Annotated in this window: 19 protein-coding genes and 2 tRNA genes; 11 read left to right on the top strand and 10 right to left on the bottom strand. The window is 69.1% G+C overall.

All coding sequences use genetic code 11. From position 1 onward, the window contains the following. Positions 1–263: 263 nt before the first annotated feature. The 7 genes from AC6CH2_RS15845 to AC6CH2_RS15815 all read right to left on the bottom strand — a co-directional run bounded on the left by AC6CH2_RS15845 (position 264) and on the right by AC6CH2_RS15815 (position 5,850). Entirely contained in the window at positions 264–1,484 is a 1,221-nt protein-coding gene (locus AC6CH2_RS15845) for an RtcB family protein (RefSeq protein ID WP_498270040.1), read from the bottom strand. A 1-nt stretch (position 1,485) separates the two neighbouring features. Then, positions 1,486–2,355, bottom strand: coding sequence for a hypothetical protein (locus AC6CH2_RS15840; protein ID WP_498270039.1), 870 nt, complete (start codon positions 2,353–2,355; stop codon positions 1,486–1,488). Positions 2,356–2,486: 131 nt separating this feature from the next. Then, positions 2,487–3,617, bottom strand: a complete 1,131-nt coding sequence (locus AC6CH2_RS15835) for a slipin family protein (RefSeq protein ID WP_498270038.1) — start codon at positions 3,615–3,617, stop codon at positions 2,487–2,489. A 367-nt stretch (positions 3,618–3,984) separates the two neighbouring features. Next, a tRNA-Arg gene (locus AC6CH2_RS15830) sits at positions 3,985–4,058 on the bottom strand. Positions 4,059–4,060: 2 nt separating this feature from the next. Continuing rightward, a tRNA-Thr gene (locus tag AC6CH2_RS15825) sits at positions 4,061–4,130 on the bottom strand. A gap of 776 nt (positions 4,131–4,906) precedes the next feature. Then, positions 4,907–5,473 (bottom strand): cysteine hydrolase family protein, encoded by a 567-nt coding sequence (locus AC6CH2_RS15820; RefSeq protein WP_498270037.1) that lies wholly within the window; start codon positions 5,471–5,473, stop codon positions 4,907–4,909. Then, positions 5,470–5,850 (bottom strand): antibiotic biosynthesis monooxygenase family protein, encoded by a 381-nt coding sequence (locus tag AC6CH2_RS15815; protein WP_498270036.1) that lies wholly within the window; start codon positions 5,848–5,850, stop codon positions 5,470–5,472. Before AC6CH2_RS15815 ends, AC6CH2_RS15820 begins: the two co-directional genes overlap by 4 nt. Positions 5,851–5,973: 123 nt before the next feature. Between AC6CH2_RS15815 and AC6CH2_RS15810 the strand changes: the two genes are divergently transcribed. Then, complete coding sequence (locus AC6CH2_RS15810; RefSeq protein WP_498270035.1) at positions 5,974–6,408, top strand: Lrp/AsnC family transcriptional regulator; 435 nt, start codon at positions 5,974–5,976, stop codon at positions 6,406–6,408. Between the two features lie 91 nt (positions 6,409–6,499). On the opposite strand, the gene AC6CH2_RS15805 is transcribed toward AC6CH2_RS15810, so the two are convergent. Next, the gene (locus AC6CH2_RS15805; protein WP_498270034.1) at positions 6,500–7,528 is read right to left on the bottom strand and encodes a polysaccharide deacetylase family protein; all 1,029 of its coding nucleotides are present in this window, start codon (positions 7,526–7,528) and stop codon (positions 6,500–6,502) included. 98 nt (positions 7,529–7,626) lie between these two features. Next, positions 7,627–7,953: a hypothetical protein gene (locus tag AC6CH2_RS15800; protein ID WP_435395245.1), complete on the bottom strand. Its 327-nt coding sequence runs from the start codon at positions 7,951–7,953 to the stop codon at positions 7,627–7,629. 200 nt (positions 7,954–8,153) lie between these two features. Between AC6CH2_RS15800 and AC6CH2_RS15795 the strand changes: the two genes are divergently transcribed. The 4 genes from AC6CH2_RS15795 to AC6CH2_RS15780 all read left to right on the top strand — a co-directional run bounded on the left by AC6CH2_RS15795 (position 8,154) and on the right by AC6CH2_RS15780 (position 10,702). Then, on the top strand, positions 8,154–8,735 hold the full coding sequence (locus tag AC6CH2_RS15795; protein ID WP_498270033.1) for an RNA polymerase sigma factor: 582 nt from the start codon (positions 8,154–8,156) through the stop codon (positions 8,733–8,735). Next, complete coding sequence (locus tag AC6CH2_RS15790) at positions 8,732–9,223, top strand: hypothetical protein (RefSeq protein ID WP_498270032.1); 492 nt, start codon at positions 8,732–8,734, stop codon at positions 9,221–9,223. Before AC6CH2_RS15795 ends, AC6CH2_RS15790 begins: the two co-directional genes overlap by 4 nt. Before the next feature lie 503 nt (positions 9,224–9,726). Then, positions 9,727–10,284 (top strand): RNA polymerase sigma factor, encoded by a 558-nt coding sequence (locus tag AC6CH2_RS15785; protein WP_498270031.1) that lies wholly within the window; start codon positions 9,727–9,729, stop codon positions 10,282–10,284. A 181-nt stretch (positions 10,285–10,465) separates the two neighbouring features. Continuing rightward, positions 10,466–10,702, top strand: coding sequence for a RebB family R body protein (locus AC6CH2_RS15780; protein ID WP_031371088.1), 237 nt, complete (start codon positions 10,466–10,468; stop codon positions 10,700–10,702). Between the two features lie 135 nt (positions 10,703–10,837). On the opposite strand, the gene AC6CH2_RS15775 is transcribed toward AC6CH2_RS15780, so the two are convergent. Next, on the bottom strand, positions 10,838–11,584 hold the full coding sequence (locus AC6CH2_RS15775) for a hypothetical protein (protein WP_498270030.1): 747 nt from the start codon (positions 11,582–11,584) through the stop codon (positions 10,838–10,840). Between AC6CH2_RS15775 and AC6CH2_RS15770 the strand changes: the two genes are divergently transcribed. From AC6CH2_RS15770 to AC6CH2_RS15745, 6 genes are all read left to right on the top strand, one after another. After that, positions 11,532–11,981 (top strand): hypothetical protein, encoded by a 450-nt coding sequence (locus tag AC6CH2_RS15770; protein WP_498270029.1) that lies wholly within the window; start codon positions 11,532–11,534, stop codon positions 11,979–11,981. The two genes, AC6CH2_RS15775 and AC6CH2_RS15770, sit on opposite strands and share 53 nt — an antisense overlap. 82 nt (positions 11,982–12,063) lie before the next feature. Then, the gene (locus tag AC6CH2_RS15765) at positions 12,064–14,322 is read left to right on the top strand and encodes a hypothetical protein (RefSeq protein WP_498270028.1); all 2,259 of its coding nucleotides are present in this window, start codon (positions 12,064–12,066) and stop codon (positions 14,320–14,322) included. A gap of 48 nt (positions 14,323–14,370) precedes the next feature. Then, positions 14,371–14,742 (top strand): hypothetical protein, encoded by a 372-nt coding sequence (locus AC6CH2_RS15760; protein WP_498270027.1) that lies wholly within the window; start codon positions 14,371–14,373, stop codon positions 14,740–14,742. Then, entirely contained in the window at positions 14,742–15,437 is a 696-nt protein-coding gene (locus AC6CH2_RS15755) for a hypothetical protein (protein WP_498270026.1), read from the top strand. Before AC6CH2_RS15760 ends, AC6CH2_RS15755 begins: the two co-directional genes overlap by 1 nt. Before the next feature lie 125 nt (positions 15,438–15,562). Then, a complete protein-coding gene (locus AC6CH2_RS15750; protein ID WP_031371092.1) occupies positions 15,563–15,886 on the top strand; it encodes a RebB family R body protein in 324 nt (107 codons plus the stop codon). Between the two features lie 134 nt (positions 15,887–16,020). After that, positions 16,021–16,356: a RebB family R body protein gene (locus tag AC6CH2_RS15745; protein WP_435397254.1), complete on the top strand. Its 336-nt coding sequence runs from the start codon at positions 16,021–16,023 to the stop codon at positions 16,354–16,356. Positions 16,357–16,483 lie beyond the last annotated feature (127 nt).

Below are 16,483 nucleotides of genomic sequence, written 5' to 3'. Positions count from 1 at the left end.
GACGATATCGGTTTTCGAGGCATCGTGGGCGCGGAAAAGTCGCGAGCGCACAGACGAAACGCGAGCACAGTCGCAAACATGCGTACAGGATGTTCAGACCAGCGCGCGGCGTTCAGAAAAAACGTAAAAAGCGCAGAGAAAGCTGAACCACGAGTGCGTCGCGCCCTGAATGCGATGGCCGGACGACAGCGTGTCGTCGTCGCTTCGCACGGGCAAGAAGACGCCGCCCGCGAGGGGCGGCGTCGCAAGCGCAAATCGGCGCTTCAACCTTTGATGCAGACCACCTGGCGCAAGGTGTGGACCACCTCGACCAGATCGGACTGCGCAGCCATCACCGCCTCGATCGGCTTGTAGGCCGCCGGCGATTCGTCGATGACCGCCGCGTCCTTGCGGCATTCCACGTGGGCCGTGGCCTCGCGGTGGTCTTTCAGGGTGATCTTCTGGCGGGCCTCGCTGCGGCTCATGACCCGGCCGGCCCCGTGGCTGCAGCTGTGGAAGCTGTCGGCCTCGCCCTTGCCGCGCACGATGAAACTGCGCGCGCCCATGCTGCCGGGGATGATGCCGAGCTCGCCCTCGCGGGCGCTGACCGCACCCTTGCGGGTCACCCACAGGTCTTCGCCAAAGTGCCGCTCGCGCTGCACGTAGTTGTGATGGCAGTTGACCGCGGTCTTCTCCAACTGGAACTTCGGCAGTTGGGTCCGCATCGCATGCAGGACCCGGTCCATCATCGCCTCGCGGTTGTGGCGGGCGTAATCCTGCGCCCACGACACCGCCTCGATGTAATCGTCGAACAGGGGCTCGCCTTCGAGCAGGAAGGCCAGGTCCTTGTCCGGCAGATGGAAGCCCAGCACGCGCCGTTCCAGCTTCAGCCGCGCCAGCTCGATGAAGTAACTGCCGATCAGGTTGCCGGTGCCGCGCGAGCCCGAGTGCAGCATCACCCATACCGCGCCGGCCTCATCGAGACAGACTTCGATGAAGTGGTTGCCGCCGCCGAGCGTGCCGATCTGCTTGTCGAACTTGTCGGTGCGCAGCTTGCGGTGCTTGCCGTGGATGACGTCCAGCCGCGACGCCAGACCCGACTTGGCCAGGCGCGTGGCGTGGCTGTCGGGCAGGCGGCGGTGCTCGCCGCCGCGGCCGTTGCCGACCGGGACGCAGTGCTCGATGGCCGAGCGCAGCTTGGCCAGGCTGTCGGGCAGGTCCTTGGCCCGCAGCGTGGTGCGCACCGCGGCCATGCCGCAGCCGATGTCGACGCCGACCGCGGCCGGAATGATCGCGCCGCGCGTGGGCACCACCGAGCCGACGGTGGCGCCCTTGCCGAGGTGCACGTCCGGCATCACCGCGACCCAAGGGCCGGCGTGGGGCAGGGCGGCGATGTTACGCAGCTGTCGCCGCGCGCCTTCGTCGACCGGCACGCCGCGCACCCAGGCCTTGACCGGCACCGCGCCTTCGTCGGCGTGCAGCAGTTCGTAGCTTGATGTAGTCATGTCAATGTTCCTGATGGCGACCGCCGGCACGGATCGGTCCGCGGTACTTGCCATGGCACCGTCGGGGCCGCGGCAGCGGCGCGTCGTATGCGTCCGGTTGGTCGTCGTTGTGGAGTCCGTATTCGAGTAATTCCGCATGGCCGAGCTGGCGCTTGCGCCGCGCATAGAGGCCGGCGTTGCCGTACAGGCGTTCGCGCCGGCCGGCGCAGTCGCCGGCCGGTCGGCCGAGGACCGCGTCGTGGGCGAAGGCGCGAACCGTACCGAGCGCACCGTGACGCGGCTGGCGTTGCCAGGACGCGGGCATGGGCGCCAACTCGATCGCATACCAGATGCCATCGATCCGGCGCAGCTGGGCGGTCGGCCCGAGCTTGCGCACCTCCGGTTCCAGCCCTAGCCGGCGATGCCGCAGGTCCCGCGCATGCGCGCGCCGCCGCTCGACCCGCAAGCGGATCGCCGCTTCGTTGCGCATCAGGCAACCGCTGTCCGGGCACACGTACAGATCGTGCCAGGCCTCGGCCAGAGGCTTGAAGCCGCCGTAACGGCTCAGGACCTGCAGCTCGCCGTCGATCCGATGCACCTGCATCGCCACGAAATCCTCGAGATGTTGGTGAATGTGTTGCTGCACGGTGTTGCGCCGGTCGACCTGCCTGCACAGCTCCGAGTAGACGAAATCCCAGCGCCGCCCGAGCTGCCGTTCCAGGTAGCGTTGCAGCGGTTTCAGGTTTTCGTTGAGCCACTTCGGATCATGGCGATGGCGGAACTTGAGGCTTTCGCGTCGGCGCTCGTCGTCCGGATCGCGCGGCGGACGCGAAGCGTGGAAACCTCCCCGCCGCGGCCGTTCGACGATCACTTTGTACATATCGTGTCGCATGAAGATTTTGTCCGATAGTCGATCGCGCCTTCCGGCACGATCGGATGGCCGCTCCGGTGGAGCGGCGTTCGCGTTTCCTGCAGGCCTACGCGCTATCGGAACCCGGACGGAATGGCCGTCCGGCCCTGCGCTCAGCCCTTGCCCTTGAGGCTTACCAACTGCGTCATGACACCCTCCAGACCGCCGAACACGGTCAACTTGTCGATCTTCTCGGTGATCTTTTCCAAAGCCTCGAGTTCCTTCAGGCGCATCAGCACCGGGCTGTCCTCGATCAACTTCGCGGTGTTGAGCAGGCTGCGCGTGGCGTTGGCTTCCTCGCGGCGGCGGATCACGTTGGCTTGCGCGGTCTTTTCCGCCTGCACCACGCCGTTGAGGATCTCCTTCATCTCGCCCGGCAGGATCACGTCCTTGACGCCGACCCCGAGCACCTCGACGCCGATGCCGGCGACCTGGCCGCGCACGTAGGCGAAGATGTCGGCGTCGAGCGAAGCCTTGTCGCCGAGCAACTCGTCGAGGGTTTTCGACGAGACCGCCTTGCGCAGGCCGTACTGCAGCTCGCGATAGACGTGCTCGGCGTGCTTGGCGACCCGGGTGCGCGCGGCGACCGGGTCGGTCACGCGCACGCTCGCCGCCAGGTTCACGCGCAGCGAGACCTTGTCGCGGGTCAGCAACTCCTGACCCGACACTTCCATCGCCTGCATGCGCAGCTCGACCACCTCGACGCTGACGTTCTTGCGGAAGTTCCAGAACGCGTACGCGCCCGGCTCGAGACGGCGCACGAACTTGCCGTCGACGAACAACAGGCCGGCCGACTCGGTCGGCACCGCGCCCGCGACCGCGATGCGGTCGAGGTAAGCGAGCTGACGCAAACGGTTGGCGACGTCCGGTTCGATCGCCAGGCCGTCGGTGAGGGCGATGCTGCGCACTTCGATCTCGGCCAGGCCCTTCCAGTACAGCTGGCGGGTGCCTGGTGCGAGGACTTCGTCGATCCGGTCGTTGCGCAGCACCAGGCCGATCTCCTGCATGCCGAGGTTGGCGAGCACGAAGTGTTCGTCCAGGTGCGCGCCCAGCCCGGCGATCAGCGCATCGGCGTCGCGTCCGTTGTACTGGGCGTCGACGATCGAGTGCAGCGTCACCTCGCGCTGGCGCTTCCAGTTGCCGAGCCGGTGTACGCCGGGGCCGAGCACGCGCTCGATCCGGCGGTTGCGGTATACCAGGGCGCGCTCGGCATCGCCGACCACGACCTTCTTCATCCAGAACATGCTGTTCTCCTTGTGGTTCCGGTGGTCCGATCCGTGGTGGTGGCCGTTGCGACCGAATCGGTCGTCGCAAGGGCGCGGTGATCCGCCGGACGCGGGGCGCCGGCGAAAGGAATAGGTAGGAAACGCCCCTGGCGTCGCCATCGCGAAACCCGCGCGCTGCCGGCGGGAGGCGATGCCGCCCGCCGCCGCGACGTTCCCTGTCGCGACGGCGGCGCCGCACCGTTGCGCGCCACGAGGGCGCGGGTCCGGCGATGGAGCCGCTGCGTCGTTCCGTCGCGCGCCGCGCGAACGCGGCGTCTGCCGAAACGCCGCACGGGGCGTTTCCCGAGTCGGAACTTTCGTTCCTGATTAACCGCCGGGAAGGCAGTTGGGATAGCGGGAGTCGAACCCGCGACAGACAGCATCGAAAGCTGTTGCTCTAACCGACTGAGCTATATCCAAAGACTGACGGGTCGGAATCGAACCGACGACCTGCGCACAAAGTCGCCGCTCTAACCGCTGAGCTACCGTCAGTTGAGAAACATCCATCCACGCACGTCGGCATACGCCACGGCAGCGCCGCGCGCACCGGACGGGCTGCGAACCCGCACCGCGGTCATGCGTTTCTTCGGATGCTTCGTATCGCCGACTGTCGCCAATCGGCAATGGGTGGGGGCGCAAGCGCCCATGCATTGCGGATCCATACCGGCCGCCCGTGCCGAAGCATCGGGGCACAGCGCCGTTGCCGGCGCCTCGACGGCTCATCCCCTTTCCTCTCGGATGCTTCGGGGCGTATGGACTCGCGTGATTCGGTGCGGATTTTCCCTTTGCGGACGCTGAAAACGAAACGCCCCCGGTGGTGAACCGAGGGCGTTCGCGTTCCTCGGGAGATCGGGGCGACCGATCTCCCTGGCGTGGGAGTCAGTCCGGCGTGGGCAGAACGTCGAGGCGACCGCGCTTCGTCGACGCGCGATCGAACAGGCCGTGGCACGAGGGCCGCGGTGCGTTCTGTTTGGCGATGTCGAGTGTGAAATGCACGGAAGGAGGTCGGTCGAATGCGTCGCTAGGACGAAGGCCGCGAACGATACGCCCGCGAAAAAACAGATGCAAGACCGTTCGTCGCCGCGCGAGCGGCACAGGCGAGCGAAGGAAGAACGGTTTTGTTTCGGAGACGATGGCTCGTCAGTCGATTCATTCCGATGAAAGGGTTTGCGCTGGTCGAAGGCGATCTGAATGCATGGGCCCTCACCCCGACCTCTCCCGCGCGCGGGAGAGGAGCCGATAGCTCCGTCGCGGCGGTGGGCTCTTCGCTACTCGCTAGCGATCCGCGCGATCAGTGCCACGCTGTCGATCACTTCGGCGAACTCGGCGCGCAGGGTGGCCAGGTGTGCGCGGCTGATGGTTTCGGCCGTGATCGTGCCGCCGTCGGCATCGACGAGGTCGAAGCAGAAACAGGCGTCGGCGACGACGAGGGTGCGGTAACCCAGGTTGCTGGCGACCCGCGCGGTGGTCGATACGCACATGTCGGTGCTGACGCCGAACAGGGCGACGGTGTCGACGCCGAGCCGGCGCAGGCGCAGGTCGAGGTCGGTGCCGATGAAGGCGGCGTTGACCGACTTGGCGACGACGGCTTCGCCCGGCCGCGGCTCGAAGCCCTGGCGGAAGGCGTTGCCGGGATGCGAGGGATGCAGGGTGGAGCCGGCATGGACCGAATCGTGGCGGACATGGATCAGCGGCCATCCGCGTGCGCGCCACGCCGCGAGCAGGCGCTGGCCGTTGGCTTCCATGGCGGGGTTGTTGCGTGGCCCCCAGGGCGGGTAGTCGAAGCCCTGTTGCACGTCGATCGGGATCAGGGCGATGCGGTTCGGTTCGGTCATGGGCGAGTCGGTTCCTGGGGAGAGGTCGGTTCTGCGGGCTGGCGCGGGCCGCCGTAGGCGCGTTGGACGAGGGCGATGCGCTGCTCGAAGCGCTGGTACCAGCGGCGGTGGCCGAGGTCGCGGGCGGCCGCGTGCTCGGCGTGTTCGCGCCAGGCGCGGATCGACCGTTCGCTGTCGAAGTAGGCCACCGTGATGCCGAAGCCGTCGGCGCCGCGGGCGGATTCGAAGCCGAGGAAGCCCGGTTGGTCGCGCACCAGTTCGGCCATGCGCGCGGCGGTGCGGTCGTAGCCTTCGGCGTCCGCATCGCTGCGTTGCGAGGAAAAGATCACCGCGTAATAGGGCGGGGCGGGCAGGTCGGCGAAGCTGGAGGCGGCCAAGGCGGCGGTTCCGGGCGGTGGCGAGGCGATGGCCTATCGTGGGCATTCGCCTGCGCCGGTCTCAACCCGGCAAAATGCCGGTCAGGCCGGCGCCCGCGCTCCCGGCGGATGGATGCCCTCGCGATGAAGACGCTCGACGAAACCGACCGCAAGCTGATCGCGCTGCTGCAGGACAACGCGCGTTCGTCGACGGTCGCGCTGGCCAGGGCGGTGGGCCTGTCGCGCAGCACCGTTCAGGAGCGCCTGCAACGGCTGGAAGCGGCCGGCGTCATCGCCCAGTACACGGTGCGCCTGGGCAGCGGCGGCGATCCTTTGCGGGCCTGGCTGCTGCTGCGTTATGGCGAGGGTTTCAGTTGCGACGACGTGGTGCCGCCGCTGGCGGAGTTGCCGCAGGTGCGCCTGATCCACAGCGTCGCCGGCGAGATCGACCTGATGGTGTTGGTGGAGACCGGTTCGCCGAGCGAGCTGGCCGACCTGCGCGAGCGCGTCGCCGCGCTCAAGGGCGTCGACGACGTCACTACGGTGCCGGTGTTGCGCACCGCCCTGGATCGCTTGTGATCGCGCACGGCGCCGGCTAGGCGCGCCGTAAGCGGGGACGTGCCGGCGCCGGCGCCGGCCGCGGCTCGAGCCGCTCCTGTATGGACAGGGTTCATTCGGATTCGACCTCGGCCAGCTTCATCACCCAGGCCGGCGTCCGCGGTTCGCCGGCGAAGAAGCCCGGCGGACGCTGCTCGCCGATCGCCCAGCGGTGCAGCCAACTCGGCCCGACCGGCCCGAGATAGGCGTCGGCGCGTTGATAGGCCGGGTCGCGCATGGCCTCGTCGAGGCCGACGAAGCGGTAGCCCCGCTTGCGCATCATCGCGACCAGTTCGCCGTAGCTGTCGGCGTTGAGCAGGTTGGCGTGGATCAGCCAGATCTGCGGCAGGGCGTAACCGAGCAGGGCGATCGACTGGCGTTCGTAGTAGTCGAGTTTGCGGCCCATGTGCTCGACGTAGTCGCGACGCAGTTTCGCCTTGAGCCTGCGCGCCTCGCGCCGCGAGATGTCCGGCGCTTCGCCGGCGCGCAGATAGGCGGTGGCCCAGATCCAGTCGGTGTTGTCGGCGGTGACCGGGGCGATGCGATAACCGTGTTCGGCCAGGAAGCGTTGCAGGCCGGCCTTGTCCTGCGCGCTGCGGCCGGCGCGCAGGTACGGGTGGCGGAACCAGCGCGGCGGTTCGCGGCCGGCGCGTTCCAGCAGCGGCCGCAGCTGCCGTTCGCCGCGCAGGATGTCGGCCTGATAGGCCGCCAGGCCGACTTCGTGCAGGTCGAGATGGCCGTGGCCGTGGTTGCCGAGTTCGGCGCCGGCATCGAGCCAGTCGCGCAGCATCGCCAGGCGTTCGGGCCGGACCCGGCCCTCATGTTCGAGCTTGCCCTCGTTGACGAAGCCGATCGCCGGGACGCCGGCGCGCCCGATCGCCGCGACCAGGCGCCGGTGGCCGTCGATCACTTCGGCATCCGGCACCGCCGGCAACTGCACCCAGGGCAGGTCGTCGACGGTCATGACGATGCGGCGGTCGGGCGCGGGCTGGCCGGAGGCCTCGGCCGCGGCGGCGGGCGATGGCCAAGCGCCGGCAACGGCGAGCAGGCCGGCGGCTAGCAGGCAGGCAACGATCAGAGGCAGCGATTTGAACGGACGCATGCGGGGCTCCGGGGCGGACGCAGCGATCATCGCTGCGTCCGCACCCGCAAGGAACCGCCTTTCGGCCTAAGCCGGCGCCAGCCGGCCAGCGACTTCGGTCAATCGAGCTTGCGCGAAATGAAGTAGTAGGCCAGATTGCCCAGCCCGCAGGCGCCGAGCAGCACCGCGACCATGCCCGGGGTGGCCTCGCGCCAGCCGGCGGCTTCGATGATGCCGAAGGCGAAGGCCAGCAGGACCATGACGATGCCCCAGCGCAAGGCGCCGTGGCGGCGGCGGATGTCTTCGTCGCGAGCCATCGAGCGCAACAGCTCTTCGGCGCCGCCGGTCGACAGCAGTTTGTTGCGGAAGCGCGCTTCGACGACGATCTTGATCGCGAAGACGATGCTGATGAACAGGGTAATCGGGATCAACAGTTCGAATTGCATGTGGGCGGTCTCCTCGGGTTCGGGTCACGAGGTAATGGATACGGGTACCTGGCGATCGGTTGCAGGCCGGGCGGCGCGTCGTCCGGGAGGCCGGAGGCGGCGCCCGGAGCGCGCGGCCGGTCGAAAGTTGACCCTTGTCATATCGCGATGGCTATCCTGATCACTGCAACCGATTGCGCCCCGACTGCATCTTGAGTGCGATGACCGGCCTCTCCATCAACGACGACCGCAGCCTGGTCGCTGCCGTCCTGGCCCAGGCGCCGGGCGCCTTCGAGCGCCTGGTGCGGGACTACCAGGGGCTGTGCTGGCACATCATCCAGCGCATGGTGCGACACCCGGACGACACCCGCGAGCTGTGCCAGGAGGCGTTCCTGCGCGTGCACCAGTGCCTGCACCAATACCGCCACGAGAGTCCCCTGAAGTCGTGGATCGGCCAGGTCGCCTACTCGGTCGCCAAGCGCCATCTCGAACGCAAGCGCATCCCGATCCTGGAGGTCGCCGACGACGAGGACGCCCTGTCGCCGCTGGACCTGGTCAGCGACGGCTTCGACCTGGAGGCGGCCTGCGCCGACGAGGAAATCGCCGCCGGGCTGCACGCCGAGATCGAGGCGCTGCCGCCGCTGCAACGCACTTTGTTGACCCTGTATCACCTCGAAGAAGTGCCCATCGGCGAAATCGCCGGCATCACCGGCCTGGCCGAGGGTACGATCAAGAGCCATCTGTTCCGGACTCGCGCCCGCCTGCGCCAGCGCCTCGAAGCCCGGTTGGGAGAATTCGCATGAACCGCAACGGCGTTCCATCCGATCGCGAACCGCATTTCGACGACGAACGCATCGCACGCGAGTGGCGGCTGCAGGAGCGCGCGCTGCAGGAAGAGCGCGCCGGCATGCCGATGAGCGTCGGCGACCCCCGCCTGGCCCAATACCGCCTGCTCAGCCGGGCGCTGCGTGCGCCGGTGATGGAGCCGATTCCCTACGGTTTCGCCGCGCAGGTCGCGCGCCGGGCGGAGTCAGCGGCGAACGCGGGCGATCGCCTCGAACGCCTGCTGCAAGGCGGTTTGCTGGGCCTGCTGCTGGTAGTCGGTATCGGCATGATGACGGCGACCAGCGCGAACTGGTTGCCGGCGTTGCAGGCGCCGTTGCAGGCGCTTCCGCAGGGCAGCCTGTCCTGGGGCCTGGTCGTGGCGGCCTGCTGCGCGCTGACCTGGGGCTGGGACGGCGCGCTGCGCGGTCTGGGCCTGGACGGCGCCGCGCAAGGGCGCGCCGCCTAAACCGGCGTTCGCGCGAGGCCGCGTCCGCACAAGCAAGCCCGCGCGTTCGCGCAGGCGGGCCGCCGCAGCACGACCGCGACGCCGCGACTGCTGCATGCGGACCGAGGTCCGCGATGCGTGGGCGCCGCCGATCTGTGACGCAGTCGCGGCTCCGGTAGGTCGATCGAGTGCGCAGCGGACGATAGGCGATGCACCTGCGGCCGTCCGCGCAGGCATCGAACCGCGTTCGAACGCCGCGCCGGCGTGCGGTCGCGCACGCATCTTTCGTGACGCCCGCGGCCTGGCCGCCTCGCGCGCGCAACGGCATCCGACCGGCAGTGCGGACATCGGCGACGGCGACAAGCGTGCGATACGTCGACGAAAACCGACACGGAAATCGCGTATCGCGACGGGGTGCGCAGTTCATCGCGCCCAGCAGCGGGCGCGTGTCACCCAAGTAACAGCCATCGCCAGACCCCCTAACCAGACTCGCTCTCAGGTGCTCGACACAGGAGAAGCGAGAGATGGAACGTCCCAAGACTGAGCGCGACGACCTCAAGGTCGCCGACGAAATGTTCGCCAACGCCTGGCGGCTGTGTCTGCCCGAACTGGAGGCGCGTGCGCGCCGCTTCGCCGACGGCCAGCGCGATCAGGCCGAGGAACTGCTGGCCAATACCGCGATCAAGGCCCTGCTGTTCATGCGTCGCGCGCCGCAGACGGTGACCGATCCCTGCGGCTTCCTGTTCGTGGTGCTGCGTCACGTATTTCTCGACAGCGTGCGCCGGCGCAGCCGCGACCGCGAGATGTTCGATCGCAACCGCGAGATCGACAGCGAGGCCAGCGGCTTCGCCCACGAGGGTCTGTCGGCGCTGCAGAAGCTCGAACTCGACCAGCAGCTCGACCGGGTGGTCGCCGCGGTCTCGCGCCTGAGCCGCGAACAGCGCCGCCTGTTCGCCTACCGCTTCATCGACGATCTGCCGTACCCGGTGATCGCGCAGAAATTCCAGATCAACCAACCGCTCGCGCGCAAGCGCGTGGAGCTGCTGCGCAACCGGATCAAGACCGCGATGGCGCGCGACTGAGCGCGCCGGCCGGGCAAAGCCGGGTACGCGGTTCGCGAGCGCATCGTTCGATTCTCGTTTCACAACGGCATTGGCCGGGCGTTCCTCCCAATCAGACTCACGACGAATAACGGAATGCACAGCGCGATCCCGGCGCCGGTCATGCCGACCCCTTCAAACCGCATCATTCAAGGACAGGCTCATGGCCGACGAGACCTCCGTCAATTCGCAGATCACCGACGCTGTCACCCAGACCAACGTCAAGGTAGTCGCCGAAGCGCCCGCGCAAGCGATCGCATCCCTGTATCAGGTGTCCAGCCATTCGGCCGGCCTGTCGCTGCAGAACGCCGTACACAGCCAGCAGGTGCTCAACCAGATCTCGAGCGCAGTGGTGTCCAAGGCGGTCGCCCTGATCATGGCGATCGGGGAGAAACCATGACGCCGCTTGCACTTGCGTCGGCGCCGGCGAGGCGAGGCCATGAATCCGATCGCGATCGCACGCCTCGCCGCGGGAGCGCCGGGCGATGAAGCCGAGGCCCGGCAAGCGCAACAACGCGTCGGGCAAGCGATCGGCTCACGGCGCGAACGCTGCGCCAACACCGTCGGCGGCGATCGCATCGCCCGCGCCGACACCTTCCACCGCCACCGTCGGCCTCGCGCCACCGGTCGCGGCATCCGCTGTCACGCCGCCTATAGCGATATCCGCCGCCATGACCATCAACGCCACCCCGCCGCCCGCACTGATCGACCCGCCCGCCGCCGATGCCGCCGCAGCCAGCGCGACCGCGGTTCCCACGCCGGCTGCCGCCGAGCCGGTCGCCGCGACGCCCGCCGCGACGCCCGCACCAGCCGTAACCGCACCCGATGCGCCGGCGGCCCCGGCCGAGCCGGCGAATACGCCGGCAACGAATGCGGCACCCGCCGCTGCGGCCGCGCCGGCCGACGTGTCGCCGGCAACCGGGCCAGCCGCCACTGCGCCCGCAAGTACGTCGACCGACGCGAGCGCCAACGCGACTCCGGCGGCCTCCGCTGCGCCGACCGCAGCGGCCGATCCGAGCGCGTCGGCAGCGGCGGCAACTTCCGCTGCCGCCGCCGCTGCGCCATCGACACCGGCGCCCGCACCGGCCGCTGCCGGCGCAGCGTCGAGCGATGCCGCGGCGACGCCGCCGAACGCCGCCGCGGCGCCGGCCTCGGCCGGCGCCCCAAGCGCGCCGTCGACGCCCGCCACGCCGCCGCCGTCGCCGCTGGCCGCGGCGCGCAGCCTCGCGATGGCCAAAAGCGTAGACCCGCCGCCGCCGCCGCCGCCGACCGACGCGCTCAATCAGCAGATCGTGCAGGCGGTGCAGTTCACCAACGCCGAGACCGCCTCGTATGCGCCGTCGCAGATCGCGACCGGCCCGGACATGATGATCAGCCAGGCCGCGGGCCTGGTCGCGCAATCGGCCGCGGCGTACTTCGACGGGGTCAGCAAGATCGCCTTGGCGAGCCAAGGCATCCTGATGCGGCAGATGACCCAGGATCTGGTCGACAACCAGCTCGAGAAAGCCGCCGAGGACGCGCTGGGCATTCTCGCCACCGACATCCTCATGGGCGCGGCCGCCGCGGTCGCCGCGGCCGCCGGCGCGATGGAAGCCGAGTCGGCGAGCTTCGCCATCGACCGTATCGACTCGAGCATCGCCAAGTACTCCTCGCTGCTGCAGAACCGCAAGGGCAGTTGATCGCCGTGCCGTCCCCGCGCGGGCGTGACCCCACGCCCGCGCCGGACCGCCGTCGCCGCACCGCACCCACAGGACCCGGGTCATGGCTTATTTCGCCCTGCCGTCGCTGACATTGCCGAGCTATCGCTTCGACTACGACAGCCCCTTCGCCGGCATCCTGCCGGTCGAAGATCCGGCGTCGGTGGCCGGCGACGCGCTGCAGCTGCCGGTGGCGTACAAGCGACAGGGCCGCGACGGCGCGTTCGAGGTGCAGGCCACCGTCGCCATCGCCCAGGGACAGCAGTTGTCGCTGGCCGCCCTGTTCGGCGGCGGCGAGGCCGACGACGCCCAGCCCGGTCGCGGCGCGGTGTCGCTGTTCCTCAAGGCGCTGGCGTGGATGGAGGAAGGCAACCCGCTTGCCGGTCTGGCCGCGCGCGGTCACCGGGTGCGCTACGAGTGCGGCGAGTGCGTCGCCGAAGACCTCTACATCGCCTGCGTCTGCCTGAGCCGCTGGCTCGGCCTGAACCTGCGCCGCGGCATCGCCGCCACCGACCCGGTGCTGTACAAGAGCGTGCGCGGCGCGCTCGAAGGTCTGGCCAAGGGCGTCAAGCCGGCCACCTCGACGACGCTCGACCAGTTGATGCCGGCGCTGCGTTACTTCAACCGCAGAGTCTACGGCGCCAGCCGCTACACGCCGCGCGACGATGTCTACCGCGCCCGCCGGTTCGCGATCGGCAAGCTGCGCGCCGAACCCGATGGCGAAGCGCGTTATCTGCAGTGGATGGCGATGAGCTTGCGCTATCTCGAACTGCAGGGCGTCGCGCACGTGCAGGCGGCCATCGGCGAGGACGACATCCGCGCCGCCAACGCGGTCGCGGCGAGCTACAACCAGGCCCGCCAGACCCAGTACAAACTGCTGGCGCAGACGTCGGCGGACGGCGCCGATGCGCAGGCGCTCGGACGCGAACTCAGTGCCAGGATCCTGCCGCTGTTCGAGGACCCGACCCTGGGCGAGGTGATCGGCATCGACCTGCCCGGCGGCGAGCACGAGGCCGGCCGCTACGCCGAGTCGTTGGCCTTCCTCAGCGCGCAGCTGCAGGTCGAGCCGGGCCCGGAGCTGACCCGTTTCTTCGGCGCTGGCGCCGGCGCGCGGGCCTTGCAGCTGACCCAGCGCATCGACTGCGGCCCAGGCACGGGCGTGGCCTCCGACAACCGTTCGATGATCGGCTACGCCATGGCGTACTCGCTGCGGCTGCCCGGAACCGGGTTCTATCGCGCTTATTCGGACTATGTATTCGCCTGCCTCGCCGCAGCCCAAGGACGCCAGGCCGAGGACGCGCCCGGCGCCTCCGGCGCGCCGCCGCATCGCAGCCGCGACGTGTCGGGCTTACTCGACGAGATGTTCGGCAACGACAGACTCACCTGCGACGGCCTGATCTTGCGTCGCTACGACCTCGCCGGCGCGCGCACGCGCGCGCGGGTCGACGCCGCCGGCCAGCGCAGCGCGATGGCCCTGTGCGCAGCGTTCGACCGGCCCGCTTCGGCGCAGGGGCCGAGTTACTACGAATCATTGACCGCGAATACCAGCCTGCTGGGGTTCCGGCTCGGTCAGGCCGGCCACTACCGCAGCTTCATCGCCGCCAAGTACCCGTTCGTCGCGTTCGACACCCGCCCGGACGGCAACGCGATCGTCGCGGCGGCGGACCGGTTCGCCTCGGCCGGGGACTCGCGGCTCGATGGCTACATCGACACCGACCGCCTGCGTGCGGCGAGCGAGCGCTGGATGTACGCCGGCGCGCAGGCGCTGAGCGCCACCCAGATCGGCCAGCTCATGAAGCTGGTGCGCGATGCCGCGACGCTGGCCGACTTGTTCGTCGGCGGCAGGCCGGTGCTCCAGGAACAACTGAGCGCGGCGACCGCCTTGATCGCCAGCGTCGCCAACCTCGACCGCGCCTACGCCGCGTTCCAGGCGCTGGTCGAGGCTCTGGTTGGCGACAGCCCCTTGCGCAGCGTCTGGTTCGCCGCCTTGAGCAGAGTCCTGAACCTGTTCATCAATTGGCGTTCCTACTTGCTCGGGTCGAATGCGCCGGGTGTCGAACATAGCGACATCCAGGACGAATTCCTGCGCACGGTCGTGCTGCTGGCCTACGAGCTGGTGCCTTTCGACGCTTCCGCGCCGGCCCAGGCGAGCCTCGGCGCGCAATTGCAGCAACTGGTGGCCAGCGTCTCGGCCGTGTACTGGCAGGCCACGGTCGGCCCGCTCGCGGGCCTTGCCGGCACGCGCCAGATCACCGCGGCGATCGCCGGATACAAGGCGCCGGCGTCCGTCGTCACCGTCACGCGCAAGCCCGGTCCGGCCTGATCGGCGACCGCATTGCGTATCGCATCCCTTGTAAGACCGGAGTTCGCAATGGACGAGAATCTGCATTACCTGCTGCACGAGGAGCTGGAAGGCCTGTTCGATCAGCCGGCGGCCAAGACTGCGCAAGCGGCATCGCAACAGGCGGTGGAGCGGGCGGTGTCGGCAGCGCAAGCGGCATCGGGCGAGGCGATGACGCCCGCGCCCGCGGCGGAGCCGGCGGCAGATCCGGTGCCGCCGGCCGAGCCGGCCGCGGACGGCGACGAGCTGATCGAACGCTTCCTGCGCCCCGATGTGCTCGAGGCCTTGACCAGACTGGCCGGGGTCTCTCCCGAGCAGGTCCTGGCCGCCTTGGCCAAGCTGGTCGGCGTGCAGCCGCAGCAAGTGCTGGGCGCGCTGGTGAAACAGCTGGGAGCGCGCTGATGTCGGCCGCGACTCCCGACGGCGCCGCCGTGAACGGCGCTGCGAGCAATGGCGCAGCGAGCAATGGCGCGCCGCCGCGCCGCGCGGCCGATCCGGTGCGCAGCGAACTCGATCATCACGTCGGCCTGTTGGCCTTGCGCGTGCTCGGGCGCGAACTCAGCGACGACGAACGCGCGCAGGTCGGCGCGGCGCTGGATGCGATCGACGCCGACTCGAAGGCGCGCGCGGCGGCGCCGGCGGGCGGGCCGACGGTCGGCCAGCTCGGCCGTTCGCAGGCCGGCAACCTGATCGAATCCGGGCGCCAGCGCATCGAGGAGGTGATCGAGCAAAGCCTGCGCCGCACTCATGCGACGGTGCGCAAGGACGCGCGCGCCGAACGCGAAGCCGAGGCGGCGGTGCTCGGCGCGGTCGAACGCGCGACCTCGCTCGACGACCTGCGCCCGCCCAGGCCGCAGCCGGGCGCCGGCGCCGCCGCCGAGCGGCCGATGATCGCGCAGATCGCCGACCAACTCGCGCACTTGGTGCGGCTCGAAGTCGAAGCTCGCTTCGACCAGCAGTTCGGGCCGCTCGCCAAACAACTGCAAAGCGTGATCGACGCCGCCAAGGACAACGGCCTGATCCCGAAGACCCCCAATTCCGCGTCATCGGACGAGTCGCGCGCCGATGCGGAAAACAGCGGAAAACCCGCTGCCTAACCCGACCCGGACAACCATCAAAACAGGCCGAAAGGCGCCGGGAACGGGCTTCACAACGCGATAGATGACTCGTTCTTCCAACACGTACGGCATCGGCCGTACTTCATCCCTCCAAGGAGTTCAACATGGCTTTCCCTACCGCCGTCAACGATCAAATCACCGATGCCGTCACCCAGTCCAACGTCAAGGTCATCGGCGAGGCGCCTGCCTTCGCGATGGGCTCGATCTACCAGTCGATGGCCCACTCGACCGGCATCCTGTTCGAGAACGCCGTGTCCGCGCAGCAGCAGCAGAACACGCTGGCGCAGGCGGCGGCCAACCAGGGCGTGATGCAGATCTACAGCCTCGACACCACCGCCGCCGCCGGCGCGACCGAAAAGATCGCCCAGACCGGCGTGTCCGACAACCTCACCAGCCTGCTGACCGTGCTGCGCGCGTTCAAGCCGTAATCGGCCGCGATCGCCATAGCCGCTTCGGCCCGGCCGCGACGGTCGGGCCGCAGATGCCGGTCCGCGCTCGCAGCGCGCCGGGCCGGCATCCGGGTTCATCCGCTTTTTCCTAATGCGCAATCGAGGATTTCTTCATGGCCTTTCCCACCGCAGTCAACAACCAGATCACCGACGCCGTCACCCAGTCCAACGTCAAGGTCATCGGCGAGGCGCCGGCCTTCGCCATGGGCTCGATCTTCCAGGCCGCCGCGCACTCCACCGGCATCCTGTTCGAGAACTCGGTGTCCTCGCAGCAGCAGCAGAATTCGCTGTCGCTGGCCGCCGCCAACCAGGGCGTGATGCAGATCTACAGCGTCGACACGACCGCCGCCGCCGGCGCCACCGAGAAGGTCGCCCAGACCGGCGTGTCGGACAACCTGACCAGCCTGTTGACCGTGCTCAGCTCGTTCAAGTCGACGCCGTACGCGTAATCGGCAAAGGACACGATGCCGGGCCGCTTGGCGCCGGCATCGTACCGGCTCCTGCGGGCCGGGTTCGCACTGGCGACGCCGCAACGGCGCCGCATCCGCGACGCAGCTCGATCGGCGGATCCCGTCG

Source organism: Lysobacter sp. GQ73, assembly GCF_059758755.1.
Note: the sequence above shows the minus strand (reverse complement) of the source record. Positions and strands in the feature narration are given on the sequence as shown.

Bases quoted from the DNA above. Each gene is read 5' to 3' on its own strand.
- AC6CH2_RS15805 (WP_498270034.1), bottom strand. From the start codon at position 7,528: ATGCGTCCGTTCAAATCGCTGCCTCTGATCGTTGCCTGCCTGCTAGCC.
- AC6CH2_RS15790 (WP_498270032.1), top strand. From the start codon at position 8,732: ATGAACCGCAACGGCGTTCCATCCGATCGCGAACCGCATTTCGACGAC.
- AC6CH2_RS15800 (WP_435395245.1), bottom strand. From the start codon at position 7,953: ATGCAATTCGAACTGTTGATCCCGATTACCCTGTTCATCAGCATCGTC.
- AC6CH2_RS15820 (WP_498270037.1), bottom strand. From the start codon at position 5,473: ATGACCGAACCGAACCGCATCGCCCTGATCCCGATCGACGTGCAACAG.
- AC6CH2_RS15765 (WP_498270028.1), top strand. From the start codon at position 12,064: ATGGCTTATTTCGCCCTGCCGTCGCTGACATTGCCGAGCTATCGCTTC.
- AC6CH2_RS15780 (WP_031371088.1), top strand. From the start codon at position 10,466: ATGGCCGACGAGACCTCCGTCAATTCGCAGATCACCGACGCTGTCACC.
- AC6CH2_RS15760 (WP_498270027.1), top strand. From the start codon at position 14,371: ATGGACGAGAATCTGCATTACCTGCTGCACGAGGAGCTGGAAGGCCTG.
- AC6CH2_RS15840 (WP_498270039.1), bottom strand. From the start codon at position 2,355: ATGCGACACGATATGTACAAAGTGATCGTCGAACGGCCGCGGCGGGGA.
- AC6CH2_RS15745 (WP_435397254.1), top strand. From the start codon at position 16,021: ATGGCCTTTCCCACCGCAGTCAACAACCAGATCACCGACGCCGTCACC.
- AC6CH2_RS15810 (WP_498270035.1), top strand. From the start codon at position 5,974: ATGAAGACGCTCGACGAAACCGACCGCAAGCTGATCGCGCTGCTGCAG.
- AC6CH2_RS15770 (WP_498270029.1), top strand. From the start codon at position 11,532: ATGGCCAAAAGCGTAGACCCGCCGCCGCCGCCGCCGCCGACCGACGCG.
- AC6CH2_RS15845 (WP_498270040.1), bottom strand. From the start codon at position 1,484: ATGACTACATCAAGCTACGAACTGCTGCACGCCGACGAAGGCGCGGTG.
- AC6CH2_RS15750 (WP_031371092.1), top strand. From the start codon at position 15,563: ATGGCTTTCCCTACCGCCGTCAACGATCAAATCACCGATGCCGTCACC.
- AC6CH2_RS15785 (WP_498270031.1), top strand. From the start codon at position 9,727: ATGGAACGTCCCAAGACTGAGCGCGACGACCTCAAGGTCGCCGACGAA.
- AC6CH2_RS15835 (WP_498270038.1), bottom strand. From the start codon at position 3,617: ATGTTCTGGATGAAGAAGGTCGTGGTCGGCGATGCCGAGCGCGCCCTG.
- AC6CH2_RS15755 (WP_498270026.1), top strand. From the start codon at position 14,742: ATGTCGGCCGCGACTCCCGACGGCGCCGCCGTGAACGGCGCTGCGAGC.
- AC6CH2_RS15795 (WP_498270033.1), top strand. From the start codon at position 8,154: ATGACCGGCCTCTCCATCAACGACGACCGCAGCCTGGTCGCTGCCGTC.